We start from the raw sequence: 22,368 nt of genomic DNA, 5'->3' as shown, positions 1-22,368 counted from the left end.
TGCCCGGCGCGAGTCGGCCAACAGAAGGCGTAAATATCATGACGCAGCGATGGATCTCTGCCCCCAATCCCACCCTCTATCGTGATCCGTGCTGCCAACAGGCAGCAGGCGTGACCTCAGCACAGGGGCAGCCATCGTGATGCGACGCTGGATTTGGGCTCTGCTGGCCCTCTGCTGTTTTTCCCTGCTGGCGGCTGAGCTCAAGCCGGTGCGTTTGCCCCAACCCGGGGACCTCGAAAGCATTCTGCAAAAGCGCGAACTCAGGGCTCTGGTGGTCTATGAGCGCGGTTTCTATTTTCTCGATCGCGGCACCCAGTACGGCATTCTGGTCAATCAGCTGCAAGGATTCGAGCGCTGGCTGAACAACACCTATCTCGCTAAAGAGAAGGTCAAACTCAAGGTGGTCTACATCCCGGTGCGGCAGGACAAGCTGCTGGACTATCTGACCGAGGGGCGTGGTGATCTGGTGGCGGCGACCATGACGGTGACCCCGACCCGGCGTGAACAGGTGGCCTTCTCCCGGCCGCTCATCTCTTCCATCGAGGAGTGGGTGGTTAGCCAGAACAGCCTGCCCGCCTTCAGCCGCATTACCCAGCTCTCCGGCAGGCGGGTCTGGGTGCGGGCCAGCTCCAGCTACTACGAGAGCTTGCGCCAGCTCAACTGGTTGTTTCGCGAGTTGGGGCTGCCCCCCGTCTATATCGAGACGGTGCCCGAATATCTACAGGATGGCGATCTGCTGGAGATGGTGGCCGCCGGCATTATTCCCCTGACGGTGACCGACAGCTACAAGGGGCGGATCTGGCTGAGTGGCATGATCTCCGGTCTCAAGGCTCACAAGTTGATCCCCCTGCGCAGCAACGGCACCAGTGGCTGGGCGCTGCGCAAGAACAGCCCCGAGCTGCTGAAAGCGGTCAATGGCTATCTGGCGAGCGTCAGCCGCAACAGCCTCTACAGCGACATGACCCTGCGCCGCTTGCTGGTTCGCAGCGATCAGATGAGCAATATCCTGGCGCCGGATCCTATGGGGCGCCTCGCGACCATTCGCAAGGTGCTGGAGAAGTACGCCAATCAATACGATCTCGACTGGCTGATGCTGGCGGCGCTTGGCTACAAGGAGTCCGGCCTCAATCCCAAGGCGCGCTCGCCCAAGGGGGCCGTGGGCCTCATGCAGTTGCTGCCCAGTACGGGGCGGGAAGTCGGCATCAACGGCGCCAGACTCACCACGCTGGAGGGAAATGTGGAGGCCGCCTGCCGCTACATGCGGTTGATCCTCGATACCTACTTCAATGATCCCAAGCTGGATCGGCTCAACCGCCACCTGTTTGCCCTCGCCGCCTACAACGCTGGGCCGAACCGGGTGCAGGCGCTGCGAGGCAAGGCGGAGAAACTGGGACTCGATCCCAACGTCTGGTTCGGTAACGTGGATCAGCTGGTGGCCAACGAAGTCGGACAGGGGCCGATCAACTATGTCGGCACCATCTACAAGTACTACGTGGCCTATCGTTTCAGCCTGCCCCAGATCGAGGGCAAGGCTGCCGCTATCGAAGCGGCTCAGCCCTGAGCCGGTTGACCGGCAGGGTCGCCTGCACGGTCGGCAATTGCCAGCCACCGTCCCTGTGTTGCAAAAACCAGTGAGCAGGGCCGGTGGCCGGGATGAGATCTGGCTGGCTGAGCTGGCCCAGATAGCGCAACATTGGGGTATCATGCAGTTCCATCAGCAACTCCTTTTGAATATGTGAAGAGGCTCGCCAGCGTTATGACACCCGGCCATGACAGCAGGATGACACCATGATCCCCGGATCCTTTGTCCTGATCGACGATCCCCAGCTGGCGCTCAAGGTGCGTTGTCACTGGATCCGCCATGCCCGCGAGCGGATCCAGGCGCAGTACTACAGCTGGGAGGAGGACAGCAGCGGCAAGCTGCTGCTGAGCGAGCTGCTTCACGCCGCCCGGCGTGGCGTCAAGGTACAGCTGCTGGTGGATGATCTCTATGCCGGTGACAACCGCTTTCTGGAGATGGTGGCTCACTACCCGGGGATCGAGGTACGGCTGTTCAACCCCTTCTGGCTGCGGGGCTGGCGCCCGCTGGCACTGCTGCTGGAGGGACTGCTCAGCTTTCGCCGCATCAACCACCGGATGCATAACAAACTGCTGCTGGTGGATGGCAAGCTGGCGCTGATCGGCGGGCGCAACATCGGTGATCGCTACTTCGGTCTGGATCCGCAAGCCCCCTTCGTGGATCTCGATCTCGCCTGTCAGGGGGGACTGTGCCAGCAGATGGTGCAGGGGTTCGAGCAGTTCTGGCACAGCCGCTGGAGTCACCCCATCCGCCATCTGTTGCGCCGCGAGCTGCTGCCCGCCGAAATAGAGGTGGTCAACGACTTCCTGTTCACCATGACGGATCCGGCGGTAGCGACGGTCTACGATCTGCCCGCGGCGCTGTTTGACGAGCGCGATGTGCCGCTGCAATGGCATGAGGGGCGGGCCGAGGTGTGGTTCGACCGTCCCGGCAAGGGGCTTATCTCCCGTCCCACCACTGCCCGTCAGCTCTGGCGCCAGCTGGCTGACAATCCCGGCTCGCTGGGGTTGGTGACCCCTTACCTCATCCTGACCCGCGGGTTCCGGCACCGTCTGGCGCGGCTGCGCCAACAGGGGATCGCCATCGACATTCTCACCAACTCGCTGGCCAGCACCGATGTGCCACTGGTCTATGGTGCCTATCAGCGTTATCTCGGCTGGTTGCTGCGCCAAGGGATCCGGGTCGCCGAGTTTGACCATGGCCACGGCAGCCTGCACGCCAAGTTGATCCTGCTGGGGGAGGAGCGGGCGCTGTTCGGCAGCCTCAACCTCGATCCTCGCTCACTGTTTCTCAATACCGAACTGATGCTGCATCTGCACTGCCCGCCGATCTGCGAGGCGCTGCGAACGTGGCTGGCTCGCTGGCAGGAGCAGGCCGGTGGATTGCCGCGCAAACCCGAGGGGTGGCCAAGGCGACTGATAGCCCGTCTGAGTGACTGGTTGCCCCTGCGCCGTTGGCTGTAAGGCAGCCATTTTTTGTGCGAGATCTCGCAAAGCCTTGTAAGCCATTGCTGATGCCCTTTGCGGGTGAATAACCATGCATGAATCTATCTTGCTGTTTTATAACAATTTAGTGGTGATGATGAGGCTGTTTTTTGTACTCTGATGTGAATGGAATTAGCATAAAAACGTTTTTTATTTTGTTTTTATGCGTAATATTTCAGTTGCAAGGACAAACACGGCGGCTTGTCTGCCGTGTGGACGAAGGTTGTAACGGGTAGCTGGCCGGTTGCATTGCTGCAATTGGCGCGCACTTAAGATGGGTCGCGAACTATCGGAAAGTGAAACAGAGACCTGGCGTGGCCGGACTCCAATATGGAACATGCTATTTGCGAGGGGGTGACATGGACATGTCACCCCACTTTTTTGGTTCTTTGGCGAGTCTCGAGCCAATGAACGTTGGCCGCCAGGGGGCTGGTAAATAGCCTGACACGATATGGACCACTCTCGACCGCATTGAATCTCGGCAGCCCAGATGAATGTAAAAAGGCCCCCTTGCATTAGCGAGGGGGCCTTTTTATCGGCCTGCGATCAGTGGGCTATCAGCCCTTGATGCGCTCGATGCGGCCGCCCAGACCCTGCAGCTTCTGCTCGATGTCTTCGTAGCCACGGTCGATGTGATAGATACGGTCGACGATGGTGGAGCCTTCGGCCACGAAGCCGGCCAGCACCAGACTGGCGGAGGCGCGCAGATCGGTCGCCATCACCTGGGCACCCTTGAGCTGCTCGGTGTCACGGCAGATCGCCACATTGCCCTGCAGTTCGATGTCTGCACCCATCCGTACCAGTTCGGGAACGTGCATGAAGCGGTTCTCGAAGATGGTCTCGGTGACCATGCCGGTGCCTTTGGCGACGGCGTTCAGCACAGTGAACTGTGCCTGCATGTCGGTCGGGAAGGCCGGGTAGGGGGCAGTCTTGATGGTGACCGGCTTGAGGGTGCGGCCAGTCATGTCGAGGGTGATCCAGTCTTCACCCTTCTCAATCAGGGCGCCAGCCTCTTCCAGCTTGACCAGTACCGCTTCCAGCAGAGTCGGGTCGGTCTTGCGGCAGGTGATCTTGCCGCCGGTGACCGCTGCACCCACCAGGAAGGTACCGGTTTCGATGCGATCAGGCTGCACGCTGTAGTTGCCGCCGTGCAGACGCTCGACACCGTCGATGGTCAGGGTGTCGGTGCCCGCCCCCTGGATCTTGGCGCCCAGGGTATTGAGGAAGTTGGCCAGATCGACCACTTCCGGCTCACGTGCGGCGTTTTCGATCACGGTGCGACCATCAGCCAGGGTCGCAGCCATCATCAGGTTTTCGGTACCGGTCACGGAGACCATATCCATCAGGATGTGGGCGCCTTTCAGGCGGCCATCGACACGGGCCTTGATGTAACCATCTTCGATGGTGATCTTGGCACCCATCAGCTCCAGGCCGTGGACGTGCAGGTTGACCGGACGGGCACCGATGGCGCAACCGCCGGGCAGGGAGACGTCGGCAGCGCCGAAACGGGCAGCCAGCGGGCCCAGCGCCAGAATGGAGGCGCGCATGGTCTTCACCAGCTCGTAGGGGGCGACGTGGTTGTTCACCGCACCGGTCAGCACGGTGACGTTGCCGTTGACCTTGGTGGTCGCGCCCAGCATCTCCAGCAGCTTGATGGTGGTGCCCACATCTTTCAGGCGCGGCACGTTGGAGAGGTGTACCTCTTCATCACAGAGCAGGGTCGCGAACAGGATCGGCAGCGCGGCGTTTTTGGCGCCGGAGATGGTCACTTCGCCGTTGAGAGTACAACGACCATCGATTTTGAATTTGTCCATTTTTACTTCGTTACCAAATCAGGAGGGCAATAGGAATTTACGTTCGCGTTTCCACTCGGCGTCGGTGAACGCTTTGATGGAGAGGGCGTGAATGGCGTTGCTGGCGATCTTGTCCATCAGCGGGGCATAGATGGCCTGTTGCTTCTTGACCCGGCTCATGCCGTCAAACATGTCACCGACGGCGATCACTTGGTAGTGACTACCGTCCCCTTTGACATGGACTTCGGACAATGGCAGAGCCTCAAGGAGTATCGCTTCAATTTCAGAGACTTGCATTATGCGTCCTCAGTTGTGAGCGGGGTTGACTGAAACAGCCCGGCCACCCCGTAGAGGTTGGCCAGGGTATAGAAATCACTGGAGGCGCCCACCAGTTGCGGTGTGGCGCCTCGCGCTAATACGGCTTTGGCCCATTTGACCAGCAGGGCCAGTCCGGCAGAGTCGAGGGTGGTGACGCCGCCGAGCTCGAGCTGGTCGTCCTGCCACCATTCGGCGCGGCGTTGCCACAGGTCATTGACCTGTGGCGCCTGCAGCTCACCGCTGAGAGTCATGGTTTGAGTACCAGCGGCTTGGCGTTGTGCTCGCGCAACTGGGCGATCACCGCATCGATGCCGTTCTGGCGGATCAAACCGCCCAGCTCGCTCTGCTTGGCGGAGAGCAGGCTGATCCCCTCTGCCACCATGTCGAAGGCTTTCCACTCGCCGGTCTTGTTGTTCTTGCGCAGCTTGAACTCGAGGAAGATGTCCGGCTTGCCGGCCTCTTTCACGCTGACGTTGACGGCGGTGATATTGCCGCTGGGAGCCTTGCCCGGCTCGACCTTGACGGTCTGCTTGTCAAAATGGGCCAGCGCATCGGCGTAGGAGCTCACCATGTACTCGGTGAACACCTCGACGAAGGCATTGCGCTGCGCTTCGGTGGTCTCTTTAATCTGGTTGCCAAGCACCTTGTAGGCGGCGAAGCGGTTGTCCACATAGGGCAGCAGCTCTTCGCGGATGATCACCCGCAGGTGATCCGGATTGCTTTTCACCTGGGCCTGATCGGCTTTCAGGCGGGCAAAGGTCTGCTTGGCAGCCTGATCCACCAGCGCATTGGGGTCGGTGGCATCGACAGCGGCCTGGGCAGACAGGGAAAAGAGCATGCTGGTCATCAGGCCCAGCAGCAGGGCGATTTTCTTGAACATGATTACTCCTTCTTGCTGTCTGATTTGCTGTCGGAGGATTGGCTGTAGAGGAACTTGCCAATCAGATCTTCCAGCACGATGGCGGATTTGGTGTCTTCAATCAGGTCGCCATCCTTGAGCATCTCGGTGCCCATCTCCTCATCGCTGAAGCCGGGGGCCAGACCGATGTACTGCTCGCCGAGCAGACCGGAGGTGAGGATGGAGAGGGAGCTGGTATCGGCAAACTCGCCAGCGCTCTTTTGCATCATCAGGGTGACTTCGGGCACCTGGGTTTTCGGGTCCAGTACGATGTCGCTGACCCGACCGACCACCACGCCGCCGACCTTGACCGGCGACCGGACTTTCAGGCCGCCGATATTATCGAAATGCGCGCGCAGGGTATAGGTTTCTCCTTCCGGTTTGAAGCTCAAACCGGCCACTTGCAGGGCCAGTGCCAGAATGGCACCGATGCCAGCCAGCATGAAGGTGCCGACCAGGAATTCTACTTTGCTGAACTTCATCTTTACCTTATCCAAACATGACTGCAGTGAGTATAAAATCCAGGCCGAGCACGGCGAGGGATGAGTGGACCACGGTTCGGGTCGTGGCCTGACTGATCCCTGCCGAGGTCGGCTTGGCATCATAGCCGTTAAAGAGCGCAATCCAGGTGACCACTAGGGCGAAAATCAGGCTCTTGATGGCGCCCTGCATGATGTCTTCATGCCAGTCGACGGAGGCCTGCATGGCAGACCAGAAGCCCCCTTCGTCCACGCCGAGCCAGTCCACACCGACCAGCTTGCCGCCGAAGATACCGATCAGGCTGAACATGAAGGCCAGCAGCGGCATGCTGATGACGCCAGCCCAGAAGCGGGGGGCAACCACCCGGCGCAGTGGGTCGACCGCCATCATCTCTAGGCTTGAAAGTTGCTCGGTGGCCTTCATCAGGCCGATTTCAGCGGTCAGGGCCGAACCGGCACGGCCGGCAAACAGCAGCGCAGTGACCACAGGACCCAGCTCCCGCAGCAGGGAGAGGGAGACCAGCGGCCCCAGGCTCTGCTCGGCGCCGAAATCCTTCAATACGTTGTAACCCTGCAGCGAGAGCACCATGCCGATGAACAGGCCGGAGACCAGAATGATGGCTACCGACTGTACGCCCACCACATACAACTGCTGGACAAGCAGCGGGAAGTGCTTGCGCGGCTCGGGTTTGCCCGCCAGCGCATGGAACAACATGATGGTGGCGCGACCGACGGAGCTGATAAACCGCACTCCGACCCGCCCCAGCTTGCTTATTTGACTTATCAACATCAGAGATCCTGTAGCAGATCGCCTGCCGGAAAATGAAACGGAACAGGACCATCGGGCAATCCTTTGAGGAATTGCTCGACTTCGGGATTGTGCTCCTCGCGCAGTTGGTCCGGCGTGCCGTGTGCCACCACCTTGCGATTGGCAATGATGTAGGCGTAATCGGCGATGCTCAGCACCTCTTTCACGTCGTGGGTGACGATGACGGAGGTGATGCCGAGGGCATCGTTCAGCTCCTTGATCAGCTTGACCAGCACCGCCATGGTGATGGGGTCCTGCCCGACGAACGGCTCGTCATACATGATGAGGTCAGGATCGAGCGCAATTGCCCGTGCCAGGGCCGCCCGGCGCGCCATGCCGCCGGAGAGCTCGGAGGGCATCAGTTTCGCCGCTCCGCGCAAGCCCACCGCCTGCAGCTTCATCATGACGATGGTGTGGATCAGCTCCTCCGGCAGGCCGGAGTGTTCCCGTAGCGGGAAGGCCACGTTGTCGTAGACCGTCATGCCGGTAAACAGGGCGCCGCTCTGGAACAGCATGCTCATCCGTTTGCGCACTTCATAGAGGCGCGAACGGGATAGGGTGGGGATATCTTCCCCGTCAAACAGAATGTGACCGGACTCCGGCTTGAGCTGGCCACCGATCAGCCGCAGCAGGGTGGTTTTACCGATGCCGCTCGGGCCCATGACGGCGGTCACCTTGCCACGAGGAATGGTCAGGTTGATCCCGTCATACAACAGCCGATCTCCGTGACTGAAGGTCAGGTCGGAGATGGTGATCAGGTCATTGTTCAAACAATTGTCCATCCGGTGTAAATGAGGTGCGAATTTTATGGGGTAGTCTAGGTCTAAGCAACAGCAAGGAACAACTATTGAACAGGCTGCAAGCCCATTTGCACGACAGTTTTCTGTAACAAAGTGCGTCATTGAGAGCGGGACTTGCCATCCGATTCGCTTATCCGGGCAGACTTTTTTATAATCCCGCAGCTAATTTCGGCCCGGAGCTGTGTCTTTATGTCTGTAAAGCCTGAGAAAGTGTCTGAACTGTTCGATTTTCGTCGCAGTGCCCGCGCGGTGCTGGACACAGAAAAGCAAGCCATTGATGGACTCTATCAGTATCTGAACGACGCCTTCGACAAGGCGTGCGAAATGGTGCTGCGCTGCGGTGGCAAGATAGTGGTCACCGGCATGGGCAAATCGGGCCATATCGGCAGCAAGATCGCCGCCACCCTCGCCAGCACCGGCACCCCGGCCTTCTTCCTTCACCCGGGAGAAGCGAGTCACGGCGATCTGGGGATGATCTCCAGTGGCGACCTTATCATCGCCATTTCCAACTCCGGCGAGAGTGACGAAATCCTGGCCCTGCTGCCGGTACTCAAGCGCCGCGGCATTCCGCTCATCTGCATGACCGGTAATCCCGCCTCCACCATGGCCAAAGAGGCCAACGTGCATCTGTGCATCAAGGTGGAGAAAGAGGCCTGCCCGCTGGGTCTGGCACCCACTTCCAGCACCACGGCAACCCTGGTGATGGGCGATGCCCTGGCGGTCGCCCTGCTGGAAGCGCGCGGTTTTACCGCCGATGACTTCGCCCTCTCTCACCCGGGCGGTTCCCTTGGCAAGCGTCTGTTGCTGCGGGTCGGCGACCTGATGCACAGTGGCGATCTGTTGCCCCGGGTGGGGATAGATGCCACCATCAGCCAGGCGCTGCTGGAAGTGAGCCGCAAGGGGCTCGGTATGACGGCTGTGGTCGATGGCAATGGCCTGCTGGCCGGGCTCTTTACCGATGGCGACCTGCGCCGCATTCTTGACCAGCAGATCGATATCCATCACACCCCCATCAGCCGTGTGATGACGGCCAACTGTGTTACCGTAGGTCCAGAGATGATGGCTGCAGAAGCCGTCAAGCTGATGGAAACGAGAAAAATCAACGGATTACTGGTCGTGGATGAAGAGAAACGCCCGCTCGGCGCCTTCAACATGCACGACCTGCTGAAAGCCGGAGTCATTTGATGCAAAACGTACCGACCCTCTATGGTCCGGTGACGCGCAGCCAGTTCGACAAGGCGGCGCAAATCCGCCTGCTGGTGTGCGATGTGGACGGGGTGCTCTCCAACGGCCTCATCTACATGGGAAACAACGGCGAAGAGCTGAAAACCTTCTGCACCCGTGATGGTGCGGGCATGCGAGCACTGCTCAATGCCGGGATCGAGATCGCCATCATCACCGGGCGCAACTCCCGAATCGTCAGTGATCGGATGAAAAGTCTGGGTGTGGCCCATGTGGTGCAGGGGGCTGATAAAAAGCTGCCTCACTTCGAAGCGCTGCTGGCTAAGCTGGGGCTGACCCCGGAACAGGCCGCCTATATGGGCGATGACACCATCGATCTGCCGGTGATGGCCGCCTGCGGCCTGGGTATCGCGGTGGCCGATGCCCATCCGCTGGTGCTGAGTCGTGCCGATATGGTGACCCGGCTTGGCGGTGGCATGGGCGCGGTGCGTGAGGTGTGTGACCTCATTTTGCAGGCGCAGGGCCACGACGATTATCAGCCCGAGGCCTCGGTATGAGCAGACAAACCCTGTTGTTTGCCCTGCTGTTTCTGGTCGCGCTGGTTGCCTGGCAGTTGGGCAAGGTTGAGCTGGTGCCTGAGAGCGCCGTCAAAATCGAAAACTATCAGCCGGATTTTGTCGCCAAAGATCTGGTGACCACCCGTTTTGATATCAACGGCAAGCGCACCGAGCGGCTGGAGTCGACCTACGCCGAGTATTATCAAATCCTCGAGCAGGCCACCTTCGACAAGCCGGTGGTCTACATGTATGACGATCAGGGTGCCGCCGAGTGGAAGGTGACCGCCGAAACCGGCGTGCTCAACACCGGCGACAACGTCATCCTGCGGGACAAGGTGCATCTGGATGGTCTGCTACCTTCCTCTTTCATCTCCACACTGGATACATCCTATCTGGAGCTGGATCTGGTGACACAGGATGTGCGCAGCAACCGGGAAGTGAACATTCTGGGTCGGGATTTCCAGACCCAAGGGGTTGGCCTCAAGGGCCATCTGGACCGCAAATATTTTGAGTTACTGGATCAAGGCCATGCCATCTATTTCAATGAAAAACGCTAATCTGGCCCTCGCAGCCCTGTTGCTGTGTGGTGCGGTGACCGCCAAAGAGTCCGACTTTGCCGAGAAGGTCTACGTCGATGCCGTCAAACAGGTGGCCGAGATGCAGGACAACCGCATCACCTTCGAAGAGGACGTGACCATCAATCAGGGCACCATCCGGATCAAGGCTGACAAGGTGGTAGTGACCCGTTCCGGCGAGAAAGGAGCCGAGGTGATGACTGCCTACGGTAAGCCCGCCACCTTCTTCCAGATCCTGGATAACGGCAAGCCGGTCAATGCCCACGGCAATACCATCCGCTACGAGCTGAAGAACCGGCTGGTGACCATCACCGGCAACGGTCAGCTCAAGCAGGAAGATAGCCAGGTCAATGGCGATCTGATCCGCTACGACATCGTCAAACAGAAGATGATTGCCGAGAGCAAGAGCCCGAGCCAGCGGGTCAAAACCGTGTTCCTGCCTGATCAGGTAGAGAATTTCGACAAGCCCGCCGACCAGAAGAAGCAGGGAAAATAAGCCATGGCAGTGTTGAAAGCAGTGGGTCTGCAGAAGAGCTACAAGCGCCGCATGGTGGTGAGTGACGTCAGCCTTGAAGTGGGCACCGGCCAGATTGTCGGCCTGCTCGGCCCCAACGGGGCGGGCAAGACCACCTCCTTCTACATGATCGTGGGGCTGGTACAGCGCGATGCCGGTCTCATCACCATCGACGATCAGGACATCAGCCTGCAGCCCATGCATGTGCGGGCGCGTAACGGCATCGGTTACCTGCCGCAGGAGGCCTCCATCTTCCGTCGCCTGTCGGTGTTCGACAACCTGATGGGAGTGATGCAGACCCGCAAGGGGTTGAGTCGCGAGGAGCGTGAGGACAAGGTTCAGCAACTGCTGGAAGAGTTCAACATCACCCACATTCGCGACAACCTGGGTCAGAGCCTCTCCGGCGGTGAACGCCGTCGGGTCGAAATTGCCCGTGCACTGGCGGCCGAGCCGCGTTTTATTCTGCTGGATGAACCCTTTGCAGGGGTTGACCCGATTTCTGTGATAGACATCAAGAAGATCATTCAGCATCTGAAAGATAGAGGCCTTGGCGTCTTGATTACCGACCACAACGTCAGAGAGACTCTGGACGTATGTGAGAAGGCCTATATCGTCAGCCACGGCAAGATGATTGCCGAAGGTGCACCGGCTGACATCCTTGCCGATGAGCAGGTCAAGCGCGTCTATTTGGGCGATCAATTCAGTCTATAGTAAGGGGGCATGCCTTCATTTCCTTTGACGAGTGCCTCGCTGAACATAAGGATATCCCGACGTAGATGAAGCCGACATTACAGTTGCGTCTCGGTCAGTCCCTGACCATGACGCCGCAATTACAACAAGCGATTCGTCTGCTCCAGCTCTCCACTCTGGAACTTCAGCAGGAAATTCAGCAAGCGCTCGAAAACAACCCTCTGCTGGAGCAGGAAGAGAGCGAGGCGCAAGAGACCAGTCCGGAAGCGCCGGTCGATGCCAGCCAGCTGGATTCCAGCGATGCCATGGCCCAAGAGCAGATGCCGGATGAGTTGCCGGTGGATACCACCTGGGACGAGGTTTACTCTGCCGGCACCGCCCAGAGCGCGGGCCCCATCCACGATGGGGAAGATAGCGTCTATCAGGGTGAAACCACCGAAAACCTGCAGGATTATCTGCTGTGGCAGATGCGACTCACACCGTTTAGCGATGTGGATGCCGCCATCGCGCTCGCCATCATCGATGCCATCGACGAATCAGGTTATCTGACCGTTGCGCTGGAGGATATCCAGGCTGCCGTCACCAGCGATGACGTAGAGGTGGAGCTCGATGAGGTCGAGGCGGTACTCAAGCGGGTGCAGCACTTCGATCCGGTCGGTATTGCTGCCCGTTCTGTGCAGGAGTGTTTGCTGATCCAGCTGGATCAGTATGACCCGCAGACCCCCTGGCTCAACGAGGCCAAGGAGGTGATCCTCGAGCACATGGAGCTGCTCGGCAACCGGGATTACCGCACCCTCGCCCGCAAGACAAAACTCAAGGAGAGCGACCTCAAGGAGGTGCTGGATTTGATCCAGCTGCTGGAGCCGCGCCCCGGCAATGGCATCATCCAGAGCGACTCCCAGTACGTGATCCCCGACGTCTCCGTGGTCAAGAAGGGCAGCAAGTGGGTGGTCGAGCTCAATCCCGACTCTGCCCCCCGCATCCGGGTCAACGAGACCTATGCCGCCATGGCCCGCAACGCCCGCAGCAGCACCGACACCCAGTTTATCCGCTCCCATTTGCAGGAAGCCAAGTGGTTCATCAAGAGCCTGGAAAGTCGCAATGACACCCTGCTGAAAGTGGCCAGTTGCATTGTCGAGCAGCAACAGGGCTTTTTCGAGTATGGTGAAGAGGCGATGAAGCCGATGGTGCTCAATGACATCGCCGAAGCGGTAGAGATGCATGAGTCGACCATCTCCCGGGTGACGACCCAGAAGTACATGCATACCCCCCGTGGTATCTTCGAATTGAAGTTTTTTTTCTCCAGCCATGTGAACACCGAAGGAGGAGGAGAGTGCTCATCGACCGCAATTCGCGCGCTCATCAAGAAGCTGGTCACGGCAGAGAATCCTGCCAAGCCGTTAAGTGATAGCAAGATCGCGGATTTGCTGGCCGAACAGGGTATTATGGTGGCGAGACGCACGATCGCTAAGTATCGCGAATCCTTGTTTATCCCACCTTCCAATCAGCGCAAACGCCTGGTTTAGGCAAACAAAAGGATGATGTTATGCAAATTAACCTGACCGGACACCATGTCGAGATCACCGAAGCTCTGCGTGATTATGTGAATAACAAATTTGCCAAACTCGAGCGTCACTTCGACCACATCAACAATGTTCATGTGGTGCTTAGCGTGGAAAAACTGAACCAGATAGCGGAAGCCAAATTGCACGTCAGCGGTGGCGAAGTGTTTGCCAACTCTGAACATGCCGATATGTATGCTGCGATAGACACCTTGCTCGACAAGCTGGACAGGCAGATCATCAAGCACAAAGATAAGTTAAATAAAAAATAACCATGCAACTTGAACACATACTGAGTCGGGACTGCACCAAGAGTGCAGTCCCTTGTACCAGCAAGAAACGCGCCCTCGAAATCATCAGCGAGCTGGCCGCCGAACGCCTCGGCACCTCCCGTCAGGCGCTGTTTGAATGCTTGCTGGCCCGCGAAAAAATGGGTAGTACCGGGATCGGTGCCGGTATTGCGATCCCCCACGGTCGCATTGACGATGAGTTCCCGCCAACCGCGATCCTGATGACCTTTGCCGACCCTATTCCTTTCGACTCCATCGACAATCAACCGGTTGACCTGCTGTTTGCCTTGCTGGTGCCGGAAAGCGAGTGCAAGCAGCATCTCAAGACCCTTTCTCTGATGGCTTCCAAGCTGGGTGACAAGGCGGTTTGCCGCCAGTTGCGTCAGGCAACCAGCGACGAAGAGCTCTATCAGATCATGACCTCGGCCTGACAGCAGGCCAAGGATGAGACACCCGTTTTGGCGTGAGGGAACAAGATGCAGTTAATCGTGGTAAGTGGACGTTCGGGCTCCGGTAAAACGGTAGCCCTGCGAGTGCTGGAAGATCTGGGTTACTACTGTGTGGACAACCTGCCGGTCAATCTGCTGCCCCAGCTGATTGTCTCGGTGGAGAGCCAGTATGACAAGCTGGCGGTCAGCATCGACGTGCGCAACCTGCCGAGCGATCCGGAGAAACTGGAAAATCTGCTGGCACAGGTGCGCAATGAGGGGCGGGTAGAGTTCTCCAGCTTTTTCTTCGACGCCGACAATGGCACCCTGCTCAAGCGCTATGGCGAGAGCCGCCGTTTGCACCCCCTCTCACGCAACAAGCTGTCGCTGGATGAGGCGATTCGGGAGGAGACCCACCTGCTGGCGCCCATCTCCTCGACCGCTGACCTGCGCATCGACACCACCACCCTCAGCATTCATGACCTGAGCGAGCTCATCAAGACCCGGGTACTCGGCAAGAAAGAGAACGAGCTGGTGCTGGTGTTCGAGTCGTTCGGCTTCAAGTACGGCATTCCCAAGGATGCCGACTTCGTGTTCGATGCCCGCTTCCTGCCCAATCCGCACTGGATCCCCGAGCTCAAGCCGTTTACCGGCAAGGATGAGCCGGTCGCCAACTACCTCTCGGCGCAGGCTGACGTGATGCTGTTTACCCAGCAGATCGAGAACATGCTGGTGACCTGGTTGCCCCATCTGGAGCGCAACAATCGCAGCTACCTCACGGTCGGCATCGGTTGCACCGGTGGTCAGCACCGCTCGGTCTTTATTGCAGAGCGGCTGGCCAGTGCATTCCGTTTGCTTGGCAAGAACGTGCAGATCCGCCACCGCACTCTCGACAAGAGTGCCTCCCAATCCTGACGGACCAATAGGACGACCCGATGACTGTTTCCGCCTCGGTTGAAGTGAAAAACAAGCTGGGTATTCATGCCAGACCAGCCATGATGCTGTTCGAGCTGGTGCAGGGTTTCGATGCCCACGTGCTGCTGCGCAATGAAGATGGTGTGGAGGCCGATGCTGACAGTATCATCGGCCTGCTGATGCTGGATTCCGCGCAAGGGCGGCAGGTGGAAGTACAGGTTGAGGGCCCCGAAGAGGTCGAGGCCCTGGCCGCCGTGGTGGAGCTGTTCACCTCCGGCTTTAACGAGGAGTAGTCACTCCTCGTTTTATGTTATGAACCGGTGCGCGCCAGCGCTTTGAAGCTGGCAAAATCGCGACAAGCCAGCAGGTTCCTGCTGGCTTTTTCGTTCATCAGTGCCAGAAACAGGTCGTAGAGACCCATCGCCTCCTCGTAATCGGCCTTGCTGATGGCCAGCACGAAGATGAGCGTCGCGATTTCACCATTCCCCCAGTCAATCCCCTGCGGTGCCAGTACGGTGTACACCAGAGTGCGGCGCGCCAGCAGCCCGAGAGAGTGGGGCAGGGCGATCCCTTCCCCCAGCATGGTGGAGACGATCCGCTCCCGCTCTTGTAGTGAGGCTCTGAAGCCGCTCTCCACCAGATCTTCCGCCTCCAGCTGATCACAGATACGGGCAAACAGTTCGGCCTGGGTGAGAGGCTCTTTGACCACCATGAAGTGGTCGGCATCGAAATATTTGTCGAGCATGTAGGGGCGGGTGCGGTCGATCAGCACCAGCTTGCCAAGCTGCTCCAGCTGGTATTGGGTCGGGAAGGGGGCAACGAGTACCACGGGAGCGTTTTTTTCGTTCACCTTGACGGTACTGATGACAAAGTCCTGCGCGATCTGCGCCAGCCCTTCGTAATCCCGCACCGACTCCAGCGTGGTCAGCTGTAACTGGGGATACTCCCGCTTGATACGTGCTTCCAGCACCCGGAAGGTGGCGTTGCCTGCATCGCAAAGCAATAGCGCCTGCGGGCGGCGGGTATAGCCGATGTCGTAATGGCGCTCCAACCCGACCCCGATGTGGATCACCAGATAGCCGATCTCGTGGTGGGTCAATCGGTAGGGGGTCTGCTTGATCCACTCCGAAATGGCCGCCAGCGTGATGTCGTAGGCGAGGGGGTAGTACTGCTTGATGTGATCGGCCAGCGGGTTGTGGTTGCCTATCTGGTATTTGACCCGTAGCAGCATGGTGCTGATATGGGTTTGCAGGTCGGCCCGCAGCTGTTGGTCGCCTCGCAGGTCGTAAGGGTAGTGTTGATGAATGTAGGTCAGCAGATGCTCCACCAGCTGTTCGCTCTCGGCGGCCATCGCCGGGCTGAGCTGGGGAGTATCGGCAATCAGGCGCGCCTGGATCTGGATGGCGAGACCGGCGATCTCGTCCTCTACGGGGGGCGTCAGGGTGGGCAATACCGCATATATATCGCGAGATACTGCCAGCAGCGGCAGAGTCAGATCCTCGCTGGCGAAGTGGCGCAACTCGTGACCGGATGCCTGACGCAGCAGGGCAACGGCGCAGTAGATGGCGAGCTGCTGCAAGCTCTCGTCAGCGAGACGCAGCTGATGTCGGGCAAGCTGGGCATGGATGTGATTGCCCACTACCTCCATCGTCTTGCTGGGGCAGAGGTTGGGCAGCAAGGTTTGCAACTGGTTGTTGTGCAGCAACTCCTGATAGAGCAGCTGGGTCAGACAGGCCCGGATCGCCGTCTCCTCCCCCTGAATGCGCATCCCCAGGCGGGGTTTGCTCTCGACGCTGAGCCTGAAGTGGCTGAGTTGCTCACGGACTTCCGCCATATCCCCCTGCAGTGCCGCCCGGCTCAGATACCATGTATCAGCCAGCTCATCGAGCTTGATCCCCTGCTCTGCCGTCAATAGCAGGATCTGCAGGTGCAGCACCCGCTCGCGACTGGTACGCGGCAAGGTACTCTCCTGTCCCTGCGCTGCCAGCAATGCCTCAAACAGCGTCTGATTGTAGATCTTCAGCTGGTAGCCACTGCCACGCTGGTGGATCAGGTGAGCGCCGTGCGTGGCAATCAGTTCGTTGAGGGTCGCCACATCGGTGCGCACCGTGCGGGTGGAGACATTAAGGCGACGAGCCAGCTCCTCCTGTGGCAGTGGTTCGGCATGGAGCTGGATCAGCAGTTGATGGAGCCTGGGGTGTGGCAGCTTGATCATAGGGGGTATGCAAGACTCCTGTTGCGAGATAAAGGGTCGATGTTAACAAGTGGGTCATCAACAAGCCAGGCACCGGTCAGTGATTGAACCGGCGCCCGTGACTGCCATCAGGCCAACAGTCGTTTCACTATGGCCAGCAGAGTCCGCACATCCTCGGGGCGAGTGTGCCCGCTCGCGCTGTCGATGATGGAGCTGTAGACGTGCGGGATCACCTTCTCGACTCCGGCGTCCAGCGCAATCCGCACTATCTCCTCGAAGTTCTCCAGATCGATGCCGCCGGTGGGCTCCAGCCAGAAGCCGTGGCGGGCACAAGCCTCGGCCACTGCCTGATACTCGTCGCGGCAGGCCAGCCCACCCATGGGGAAGAACTTGACCGAGCTGCCGCCCATGTCCTTGAGCAGGGCGATGGCGGTATCGATGGGCACTATGCCATCCGGCTGCCCGGCGCTGAGTGGACCGGTGGAGATCTTCACCATGCCCGGCATGCCGGTAGGGGAGATCAGCCCATTCACCAGCGTTTGTGATTGGCCGAGCAGCGCCCGGCTGGCGCCAACACCAGTGAACACCTGGTTGACGTGCTGGGGCTGCAGCTGGCAGGCCAGTTCGGCAACCATGGCGGATTGGCGCGGATCGCCGGCGCCCAGCCCGATGGAGAGGGCGTTGTCGATAAGCTTGGCGTACTCCTTCATATCGGCAACTGCGGAGGGAATATCCGGGTAGTTTTTGGAGAGCACACCGACCAGCACGTGGCCTTCGGCTGCGTCGTACACCTCGACGGCATTCTCCTTGGATCCAGCCAATACGTTGAGACAGACCCGATCACGGTAGTAGTTGGGGGTAAGGGACATCAGCGATTCTCCTGAACGAGGTTGGCAATGGCGGTGTGGATTTGGTCGAGCTGGGGCACGGTGACGCTGCGCACATCGATCTCGATGTGCCCCTCGTTGGCCTTGTAGCCGCGGCAGTAGATGGCAGGCGTGCCCTGTTGCAGAAGGGTGACGACCTGCACTGTGGTCATGCCGATCTGCTGGTGGTCGAAGGCGATATCGGTGCGGGCGATGTCGCGCCCGGCGCTGTCCCACACCACTTTGGCGGTGACGCCGGGCAGCTGGTTGAGACGTTCGATGAAGGGGGTCATCTTGGCGACCATGGCGGCGCCGCTCTCCTTCTCTTTGGCCAGGTAGCGCTCGATGGCATGGGTGAGGCCGAGGATCCCCTCCTTGCCCACCTTCATGGCACGGCCGATGCCGTTGGCCTGCTGCTTGACCCACTCCACGTACTGGCGCTTGCCGAGTACCAGCCCGCTGGTGGGCCCTTCGATGGCCTTGGCGCCGCTGTAGATGACCAGATCCGCACCCTGGTTGTAGTAGAGGCGCAGATCCTCTTCGGCAGCCGCATCGACGATGAGCGGGAGCCCGTGGGTCTTGGCGACCTCGGCGGCCTCTGCCACCGACAGAATGCTTTTCTGCACGCAGTGGTGGGATTTGATGTAGAGGATGGCTGCTGTGTTGGCACTGATGGCAGCGGCCAGCTGGGCCGGGGAACACTCGTTGGCGTAACCGGCTTCCACTACTTTGCCGCCACCCAGATTGACCATGGTGCCGACCGGGGCGCCGAAGTTGACGTTATGCCCCTTGGGCAGCACGATTTCACTCGGCACCTCATGTGGATGGGCATGCAGGTGCTCGAGGCGGTAGGGGTCGCCGCGTACTATCATGGCGGCGACTGACTGGGCGATGCCGGCGCTGGCACAGGAGACCACCACCGCATCTTCCACATCCAATAAACCAGCCAGATAGGCGCCGGTCTTGTTGACCAGATCCTTGACCTCGAAGTAGTGGCCCAGGCCCAAATTGACCGCATCGACCACCTCCTGCTCGGGGGTGGAGACGCCGAGAATGGTCATGCGCCCGGAGGCGTTGATCACCGGTTTGAGCTGATATTTCTCATAAACAGAAGGCATGGTGTGATTTCCCATAGTGAGTCAGAACCAGTTCGCCGCCGACCAGGACGGCGATAGGCTGCAGTTGTTGGTCACCGCGGCGAGACTGGGCTTCGGTATCCATAAACAGGGTCGGGCCGCTGGCGACCTCGAACAGGGTCAGATCGGCATCGGCGCCCACCTCGAGCCGCCCCTTGCCGGAAAGGCGCAGGGCATCAGCCGCTTGATGGGTAACGCAGGCGAGCACCTGCTCCAGCGTCATGCCGATGGCGAGAAACTTCGACATCACGTGAGCCAGACTGTAGACCGGCCCCTTGATGCGGTTCTTGCAGTAGATGTCTGAGCTGATGGTGCGGGGCAGGATCCCCTGCCGGATAGCCAGCTCCGCCACCTCGAAGCTGAAGCTAGCGCCGCCGTGGCCGATGTCGAGCAACAGTCCCCGTTTCATCGCCTCGCGCACCGCGACCCGCAGCTCGCCAGCCGGAGTGAGGATGCGGTTCGGTTTGCCGTTGAAGCAGTGGGTCAGCAGATCGCCATCCCCCAGCAGGGCAACGATCTCGTCCAGATCCGGCGGTGTGTTACCCACGTGCACCATCAGCGGTAGCCGGCCGTGGGCCTGTTGCAGGGCCTTGGCCATGCGCAGCGGTTGCAGACCGTTTTCTCCGACCACGCTACCGCTCATCCGCGCCTTGATGCCGACGATAAAGTCGGGGTGGCGGCGAATGGCTGCCGAGGCGAGATCCATATCGAGGTCCCGGCTATCCGCCAGCTCGTTCTGGCGCAGCAGACCGATGCGGGAGATGTTGAGCAGGGCATGCACCCGGGTCTTGCAGCCCGCAGCGATCTGCTGGAAGTCATCCACATTGTCGGCTCCGGTGCTGCCCGCGTCGATGACGGTGGTGACGCCGGACTCTACGCCTACCTTGTCCGGCTCATCGTGATAGATGGGGGAGGCGGGGTAGCAGTGGGTGTGGCCGTCGATCCAGCCTGCGCTCACATGCACCCGGCCGCCGAGATCCAGGATCTGCCGCGCCGTTGCCGTCCCCGGCAGGGAGCCGATGGCGGCGATTTTACCCTCCCTGATGGCGATATCGACGAGCTGGCCATCTCCCTGGCGCCCCGCTTTGATGATGATGTCGTACATGCTGAGAACCTCTGGCGAGCCGCCCCGCAGGGCGGCTGTTACTTACACAAGGGCGACCGGGAAGAAGGTGCCCAGCAGCATGGCTCCCAGGATGGCACCGCCGGTGATGGGCTTGCCCCACACGTAGAACAGCAGGGCACCCAGCAGGGAACCGATACCGATGGGGATCGAGGCGCCCATGGCGGAGAGGATGATGAGGGGGCCGAGGAAGCGGCCAGAGCTGTTGCCTGCGCCCATCATCACGTCAGCACCGTAGGTGGAGTTGCTCTGGTTGATGGTGAACTTGCGCGCCAGAATGATGACGTAGCCGATGGCCAGACCAATCCCCATGCCGGTTGCCAGCGAGGCGCCGAAGTTCTCCACCGGATAGACGATGCCGGCCCCCAGCAGAAGTGCTGGCACACCGAGGCCAACCCCGGTCTGGATGGCGCCGCCGATATCCAGGATCCCCACCAGGGATCCCTCGATGATGCGGGCGAACAGGAAGCTGGCACCGAACGCGGCTGCCGCGCCGTAGGCACCCGTATCCATTCCCGCTTTCAGCATGGCGACGAAGGCTACCTCGTTGAAGGCACCGACCCCGTACAGATAGAACATGTGGGTTCCGGCAAAGACCCCGGCCGAGAGCAGGCCAACGAAGATGGGGAATGACCAGTCGGCATACCAGAAGTTGTTTTTCAGTTTCTCATCCATGGTGTGACCCCTTATTTGCCGCTCAGCAGGTTATGGACGTTTTCCAGCCACAGGGGGACACCCATATGGAAGGATTCAATCAGTTTCATATCGAAGCCGCGGAAGAAGCCGCTCAGCACGAACAGCAGGACGATGGCCGTCATCATCACCTTGGTGACGTGGTTCCAGCCGCTCTCTTCCACGCCCTTGCCGATCAGGATGCCGAGTACCAGACCCGGTACCGCGTTGCCCATGATGAGCTGTGCCAGACCGCCGAAGATGGTGGCCCAGAAACCGGACTTCTTGCCCGCCTCAATGGCGGCCAGCCAGAAGATCACCGGCATGACGGTATTGACCAGCAGGTTGGCAGCCGGTACCAGCACCTTGACCGCAGTGACCTGCAGGGCGGCCGGGACGGCAGCAGCCGTACTGTTGAGGAAGGCGACCACGATGGCACCTATGATGCCGCCGGCGATGGCCATCTTTTTCGGGTCGTGCAGAGTGGTGGCGAGATCCCGATTTTTGAACAGCAGTGCCGCCGTGGCCCAGTGCGGGATGATGCGGTGATCCACATCCTGGGTGAAGGCGCCTGCCGCCACGGTGGAGGCCCAGGCGTTGAAGAAGAAGCCCAGACCAAACGAGAAGTGAGAAGCGGGATCCCCTTCGCAGGAGTTGAGTTCGCCCAGGGTGCGGAAGGCACCCATGCCCTGTACGGTCGGGGCGTGGAACATCCGCGCCGCGCCGGCCCCCACCCCGACGCCAACCAGGCCGCCAATGATGAGTGACTTGATAAAAATGATTAGAAACATCCAACGTATCCTTCTTGTGGGGTTGTGCCTGCGCAGGCATCACACCTGGGTGAACGTCACCTTGGCTACATCCAGACTGGTGACCTGAACCTTGATCTCCAGCTGGACGCGGTATTCGCGGCGCTGGCGCGGCAGGAAGAAGAACAGGAACTTCTCCACCCGGACCAACTCTTCTGCCTTGAGCACCTGTACATCGACCGGCTCAATGCGCAGCAGTACCTGCTGATTGTCCTTGAGCAGTGTGGGTTGCACCTGGCTGAGGGCGGAGGCAAATGCCTGCTGACGGGTGGTTCCCTTGCCGCTGACGGTGACCTTGGTGGTGAAGTTCTCTTTCATCAGGCATGTCCGTGTTTCTTGGCGAAGGCTTCGACCAGTTTCTGGCCCAGCTCTTCCTTGTCCATGAAACCGAAGCCTAGCACCACGCACCCTTCGTTGATGGCGGTGACGCCCTCTTCAACAGAGCGCATGCCGTAGCGGCACTTGTAGCCGTATTTGGTCTGGGCGGTGATCGCCCCGGCGCCGCCGCTGCCGCAGAAGGAGATGCCGAGATCCGCCTGCTCCTTGTTCATCACGTCGCCGAGCTTCATGTCAGCGGCCATGCCGGGGATGATGGTCACGTTGGCCCCGGCAGCTTCCGCGCCTGCCCCCACTTTCTGACCCTTGCCGAGACGATCTCCGATTACGAGTTTGATGGCTGTCATATCGATTTCTCCT

The 22,368-nt window shown here is 59.8% G+C and carries 28 protein-coding genes; 12 read left to right on the top strand and 16 right to left on the bottom strand.

Annotated features, from left to right (window positions below; all coding sequences use genetic code 11):
• Positions 1–139: 139 nt before the first annotated feature.
• Entirely contained in the window at positions 140–1,561 is a 1,422-nt protein-coding gene (locus G5168_RS12980; protein WP_227341810.1) for a transglycosylase SLT domain-containing protein, read from the top strand.
• On the opposite strand, the gene G5168_RS12975 is transcribed toward G5168_RS12980, so the two are convergent.
• Complete coding sequence (locus G5168_RS12975; RefSeq protein WP_005339947.1) at positions 1,539–1,715, bottom strand: hypothetical protein; 177 nt, start codon at positions 1,713–1,715, stop codon at positions 1,539–1,541. The two genes, G5168_RS12980 and G5168_RS12975, sit on opposite strands and share 23 nt — an antisense overlap.
• Before the next feature lie 73 nt (positions 1,716–1,788).
• On the opposite strand from G5168_RS12975, the gene G5168_RS12970 reads away from it, so the two are divergent.
• Positions 1,789–3,042: a phospholipase D-like domain-containing protein gene (locus tag G5168_RS12970; RefSeq protein ID WP_421252308.1), complete on the top strand. Its 1,254-nt coding sequence runs from the start codon at positions 1,789–1,791 to the stop codon at positions 3,040–3,042.
• A gap of 578 nt (positions 3,043–3,620) precedes the next feature.
• Here the strand turns inward: G5168_RS12970 and murA are convergent.
• Genes murA through mlaF form a run of 7 tightly spaced genes read right to left on the bottom strand, consistent with a single transcriptional unit; the run spans position 3,621 to position 8,141 of the window.
• Positions 3,621–4,877 carry a UDP-N-acetylglucosamine 1-carboxyvinyltransferase gene (murA, locus tag G5168_RS12965; RefSeq protein ID WP_005336355.1) on the bottom strand — a complete coding sequence of 419 codons (1,257 nt, stop codon included), beginning with the start codon at positions 4,875–4,877 and terminating at the stop codon, positions 3,621–3,623.
• An 18-nt stretch (positions 4,878–4,895) separates the two neighbouring features.
• Complete coding sequence (gene ibaG, locus G5168_RS12960) at positions 4,896–5,153, bottom strand: BolA family iron metabolism protein IbaG (RefSeq protein ID WP_005306001.1); 258 nt, start codon at positions 5,151–5,153, stop codon at positions 4,896–4,898.
• Positions 5,153–5,425, bottom strand: coding sequence for an STAS domain-containing protein (locus G5168_RS12955; RefSeq protein WP_005336352.1), 273 nt, complete (start codon positions 5,423–5,425; stop codon positions 5,153–5,155). Before G5168_RS12955 ends, ibaG begins: the two co-directional genes overlap by 1 nt.
• Entirely contained in the window at positions 5,422–6,054 is a 633-nt protein-coding gene (locus G5168_RS12950) for an MlaC/ttg2D family ABC transporter substrate-binding protein (protein WP_005336350.1), read from the bottom strand. Before G5168_RS12950 ends, G5168_RS12955 begins: the two co-directional genes overlap by 4 nt.
• A gap of 2 nt (positions 6,055–6,056) precedes the next feature.
• Positions 6,057–6,554: an outer membrane lipid asymmetry maintenance protein MlaD gene (gene mlaD / locus G5168_RS12945; RefSeq protein WP_005336348.1), complete on the bottom strand. Its 498-nt coding sequence runs from the start codon at positions 6,552–6,554 to the stop codon at positions 6,057–6,059.
• A 7-nt stretch (positions 6,555–6,561) separates the two neighbouring features.
• A complete protein-coding gene (gene mlaE, locus G5168_RS12940) occupies positions 6,562–7,341 on the bottom strand; it encodes a lipid asymmetry maintenance ABC transporter permease subunit MlaE (RefSeq protein ID WP_005336345.1) in 780 nt (259 codons plus the stop codon).
• The gene (mlaF, locus tag G5168_RS12935; RefSeq protein ID WP_005336343.1) at positions 7,341–8,141 is read right to left on the bottom strand and encodes a phospholipid ABC transporter ATP-binding protein MlaF; all 801 of its coding nucleotides are present in this window, start codon (positions 8,139–8,141) and stop codon (positions 7,341–7,343) included. Before mlaF ends, mlaE begins: the two co-directional genes overlap by 1 nt.
• Before the next feature lie 207 nt (positions 8,142–8,348).
• Between mlaF and G5168_RS12930 the strand changes: the two genes are divergently transcribed.
• The 10 genes from G5168_RS12930 to npr all read left to right on the top strand — a co-directional run bounded on the left by G5168_RS12930 (position 8,349) and on the right by npr (position 15,165).
• Entirely contained in the window at positions 8,349–9,344 is a 996-nt protein-coding gene (locus G5168_RS12930; RefSeq protein WP_005336342.1) for a KpsF/GutQ family sugar-phosphate isomerase, read from the top strand.
• Positions 9,344–9,898 carry a 3-deoxy-manno-octulosonate-8-phosphatase KdsC gene (gene kdsC, locus G5168_RS12925; RefSeq protein ID WP_088868289.1) on the top strand — a complete coding sequence of 185 codons (555 nt, stop codon included), beginning with the start codon at positions 9,344–9,346 and terminating at the stop codon, positions 9,896–9,898. The genes G5168_RS12930 and kdsC overlap by 1 nt, the downstream gene beginning before the upstream one ends.
• The gene (gene lptC, locus G5168_RS12920) at positions 9,895–10,455 is read left to right on the top strand and encodes an LPS export ABC transporter periplasmic protein LptC (protein ID WP_227341813.1); all 561 of its coding nucleotides are present in this window, start codon (positions 9,895–9,897) and stop codon (positions 10,453–10,455) included. Before kdsC ends, lptC begins: the two co-directional genes overlap by 4 nt.
• Positions 10,442–10,969, top strand: a complete 528-nt coding sequence (gene lptA / locus G5168_RS12915; protein WP_040068817.1) for a lipopolysaccharide transport periplasmic protein LptA — start codon at positions 10,442–10,444, stop codon at positions 10,967–10,969. Before lptC ends, lptA begins: the two co-directional genes overlap by 14 nt.
• Positions 10,970–10,972: 3 nt before the next feature.
• Positions 10,973–11,698: an LPS export ABC transporter ATP-binding protein gene (lptB, locus tag G5168_RS12910; RefSeq protein ID WP_005336333.1), complete on the top strand. Its 726-nt coding sequence runs from the start codon at positions 10,973–10,975 to the stop codon at positions 11,696–11,698.
• A gap of 65 nt (positions 11,699–11,763) precedes the next feature.
• Entirely contained in the window at positions 11,764–13,203 is a 1,440-nt protein-coding gene (locus G5168_RS12905) for an RNA polymerase factor sigma-54 (RefSeq protein ID WP_005336331.1), read from the top strand.
• Positions 13,204–13,223: 20 nt separating this feature from the next.
• The gene (gene hpf / locus G5168_RS12900; RefSeq protein WP_005336323.1) at positions 13,224–13,511 is read left to right on the top strand and encodes a ribosome hibernation promoting factor; all 288 of its coding nucleotides are present in this window, start codon (positions 13,224–13,226) and stop codon (positions 13,509–13,511) included.
• Between the two features lie 2 nt (positions 13,512–13,513).
• Complete coding sequence (ptsN, locus tag G5168_RS12895; protein ID WP_005336322.1) at positions 13,514–13,960, top strand: PTS IIA-like nitrogen regulatory protein PtsN; 447 nt, start codon at positions 13,514–13,516, stop codon at positions 13,958–13,960.
• A gap of 45 nt (positions 13,961–14,005) precedes the next feature.
• Complete coding sequence (rapZ, locus tag G5168_RS12890) at positions 14,006–14,872, top strand: RNase adapter RapZ (RefSeq protein ID WP_263085239.1); 867 nt, start codon at positions 14,006–14,008, stop codon at positions 14,870–14,872.
• 20 nt (positions 14,873–14,892) lie between these two features.
• The gene (gene npr / locus G5168_RS12885; protein WP_005336318.1) at positions 14,893–15,165 is read left to right on the top strand and encodes a PTS phosphocarrier protein NPr; all 273 of its coding nucleotides are present in this window, start codon (positions 14,893–14,895) and stop codon (positions 15,163–15,165) included.
• Positions 15,166–15,182: 17 nt separating this feature from the next.
• On the opposite strand, the gene G5168_RS12880 is transcribed toward npr, so the two are convergent.
• The 8 genes from G5168_RS12880 to G5168_RS12845 all read right to left on the bottom strand — a co-directional run bounded on the left by G5168_RS12880 (position 15,183) and on the right by G5168_RS12845 (position 22,355).
• Positions 15,183–17,087 (bottom strand): BglG family transcription antiterminator, encoded by a 1,905-nt coding sequence (locus tag G5168_RS12880; protein WP_421252307.1) that lies wholly within the window; start codon positions 17,085–17,087, stop codon positions 15,183–15,185.
• A 107-nt stretch (positions 17,088–17,194) separates the two neighbouring features.
• On the bottom strand, positions 17,195–17,935 hold the full coding sequence (gene dagF / locus G5168_RS12875; protein WP_181269563.1) for a 2-dehydro-3-deoxy-phosphogluconate aldolase: 741 nt from the start codon (positions 17,933–17,935) through the stop codon (positions 17,195–17,197).
• Positions 17,935–19,050, bottom strand: coding sequence for a DgaE family pyridoxal phosphate-dependent ammonia lyase (locus G5168_RS12870; protein ID WP_421252306.1), 1,116 nt, complete (start codon positions 19,048–19,050; stop codon positions 17,935–17,937). The genes dagF and G5168_RS12870 overlap by 1 nt, the downstream gene beginning before the upstream one ends.
• Positions 19,034–20,173 carry an amidohydrolase/deacetylase family metallohydrolase gene (locus G5168_RS12865; protein WP_421252305.1) on the bottom strand — a complete coding sequence of 380 codons (1,140 nt, stop codon included), beginning with the start codon at positions 20,171–20,173 and terminating at the stop codon, positions 19,034–19,036. Before G5168_RS12865 ends, G5168_RS12870 begins: the two co-directional genes overlap by 17 nt.
• Before the next feature lie 42 nt (positions 20,174–20,215).
• On the bottom strand, positions 20,216–20,866 hold the full coding sequence (locus G5168_RS12860; protein ID WP_421252304.1) for a DUF4310 family protein: 651 nt from the start codon (positions 20,864–20,866) through the stop codon (positions 20,216–20,218).
• Between the two features lie 11 nt (positions 20,867–20,877).
• Complete coding sequence (locus tag G5168_RS12855; protein WP_100646903.1) at positions 20,878–21,654, bottom strand: DUF4311 domain-containing protein; 777 nt, start codon at positions 21,652–21,654, stop codon at positions 20,878–20,880.
• 39 nt (positions 21,655–21,693) lie between these two features.
• Complete coding sequence (locus G5168_RS12850; protein WP_421252303.1) at positions 21,694–21,990, bottom strand: DUF4312 family protein; 297 nt, start codon at positions 21,988–21,990, stop codon at positions 21,694–21,696.
• Positions 21,990–22,355, bottom strand: coding sequence for an SFCGS family glycine-rich protein (locus G5168_RS12845; protein ID WP_040068835.1), 366 nt, complete (start codon positions 22,353–22,355; stop codon positions 21,990–21,992). Before G5168_RS12845 ends, G5168_RS12850 begins: the two co-directional genes overlap by 1 nt.
• Between the last annotated feature and the right edge of the window lie 13 nt (positions 22,356–22,368).

The sequence above is a fragment of the Aeromonas sp. 600724 genome (assembly GCF_049175135.1).
Classification (GTDB): domain Bacteria; phylum Pseudomonadota; class Gammaproteobacteria; order Enterobacterales; family Aeromonadaceae; genus Aeromonas; species Aeromonas veronii_A.
Note: the sequence above shows the minus strand (reverse complement) of the source record. Positions and strands in the feature narration are given on the sequence as shown.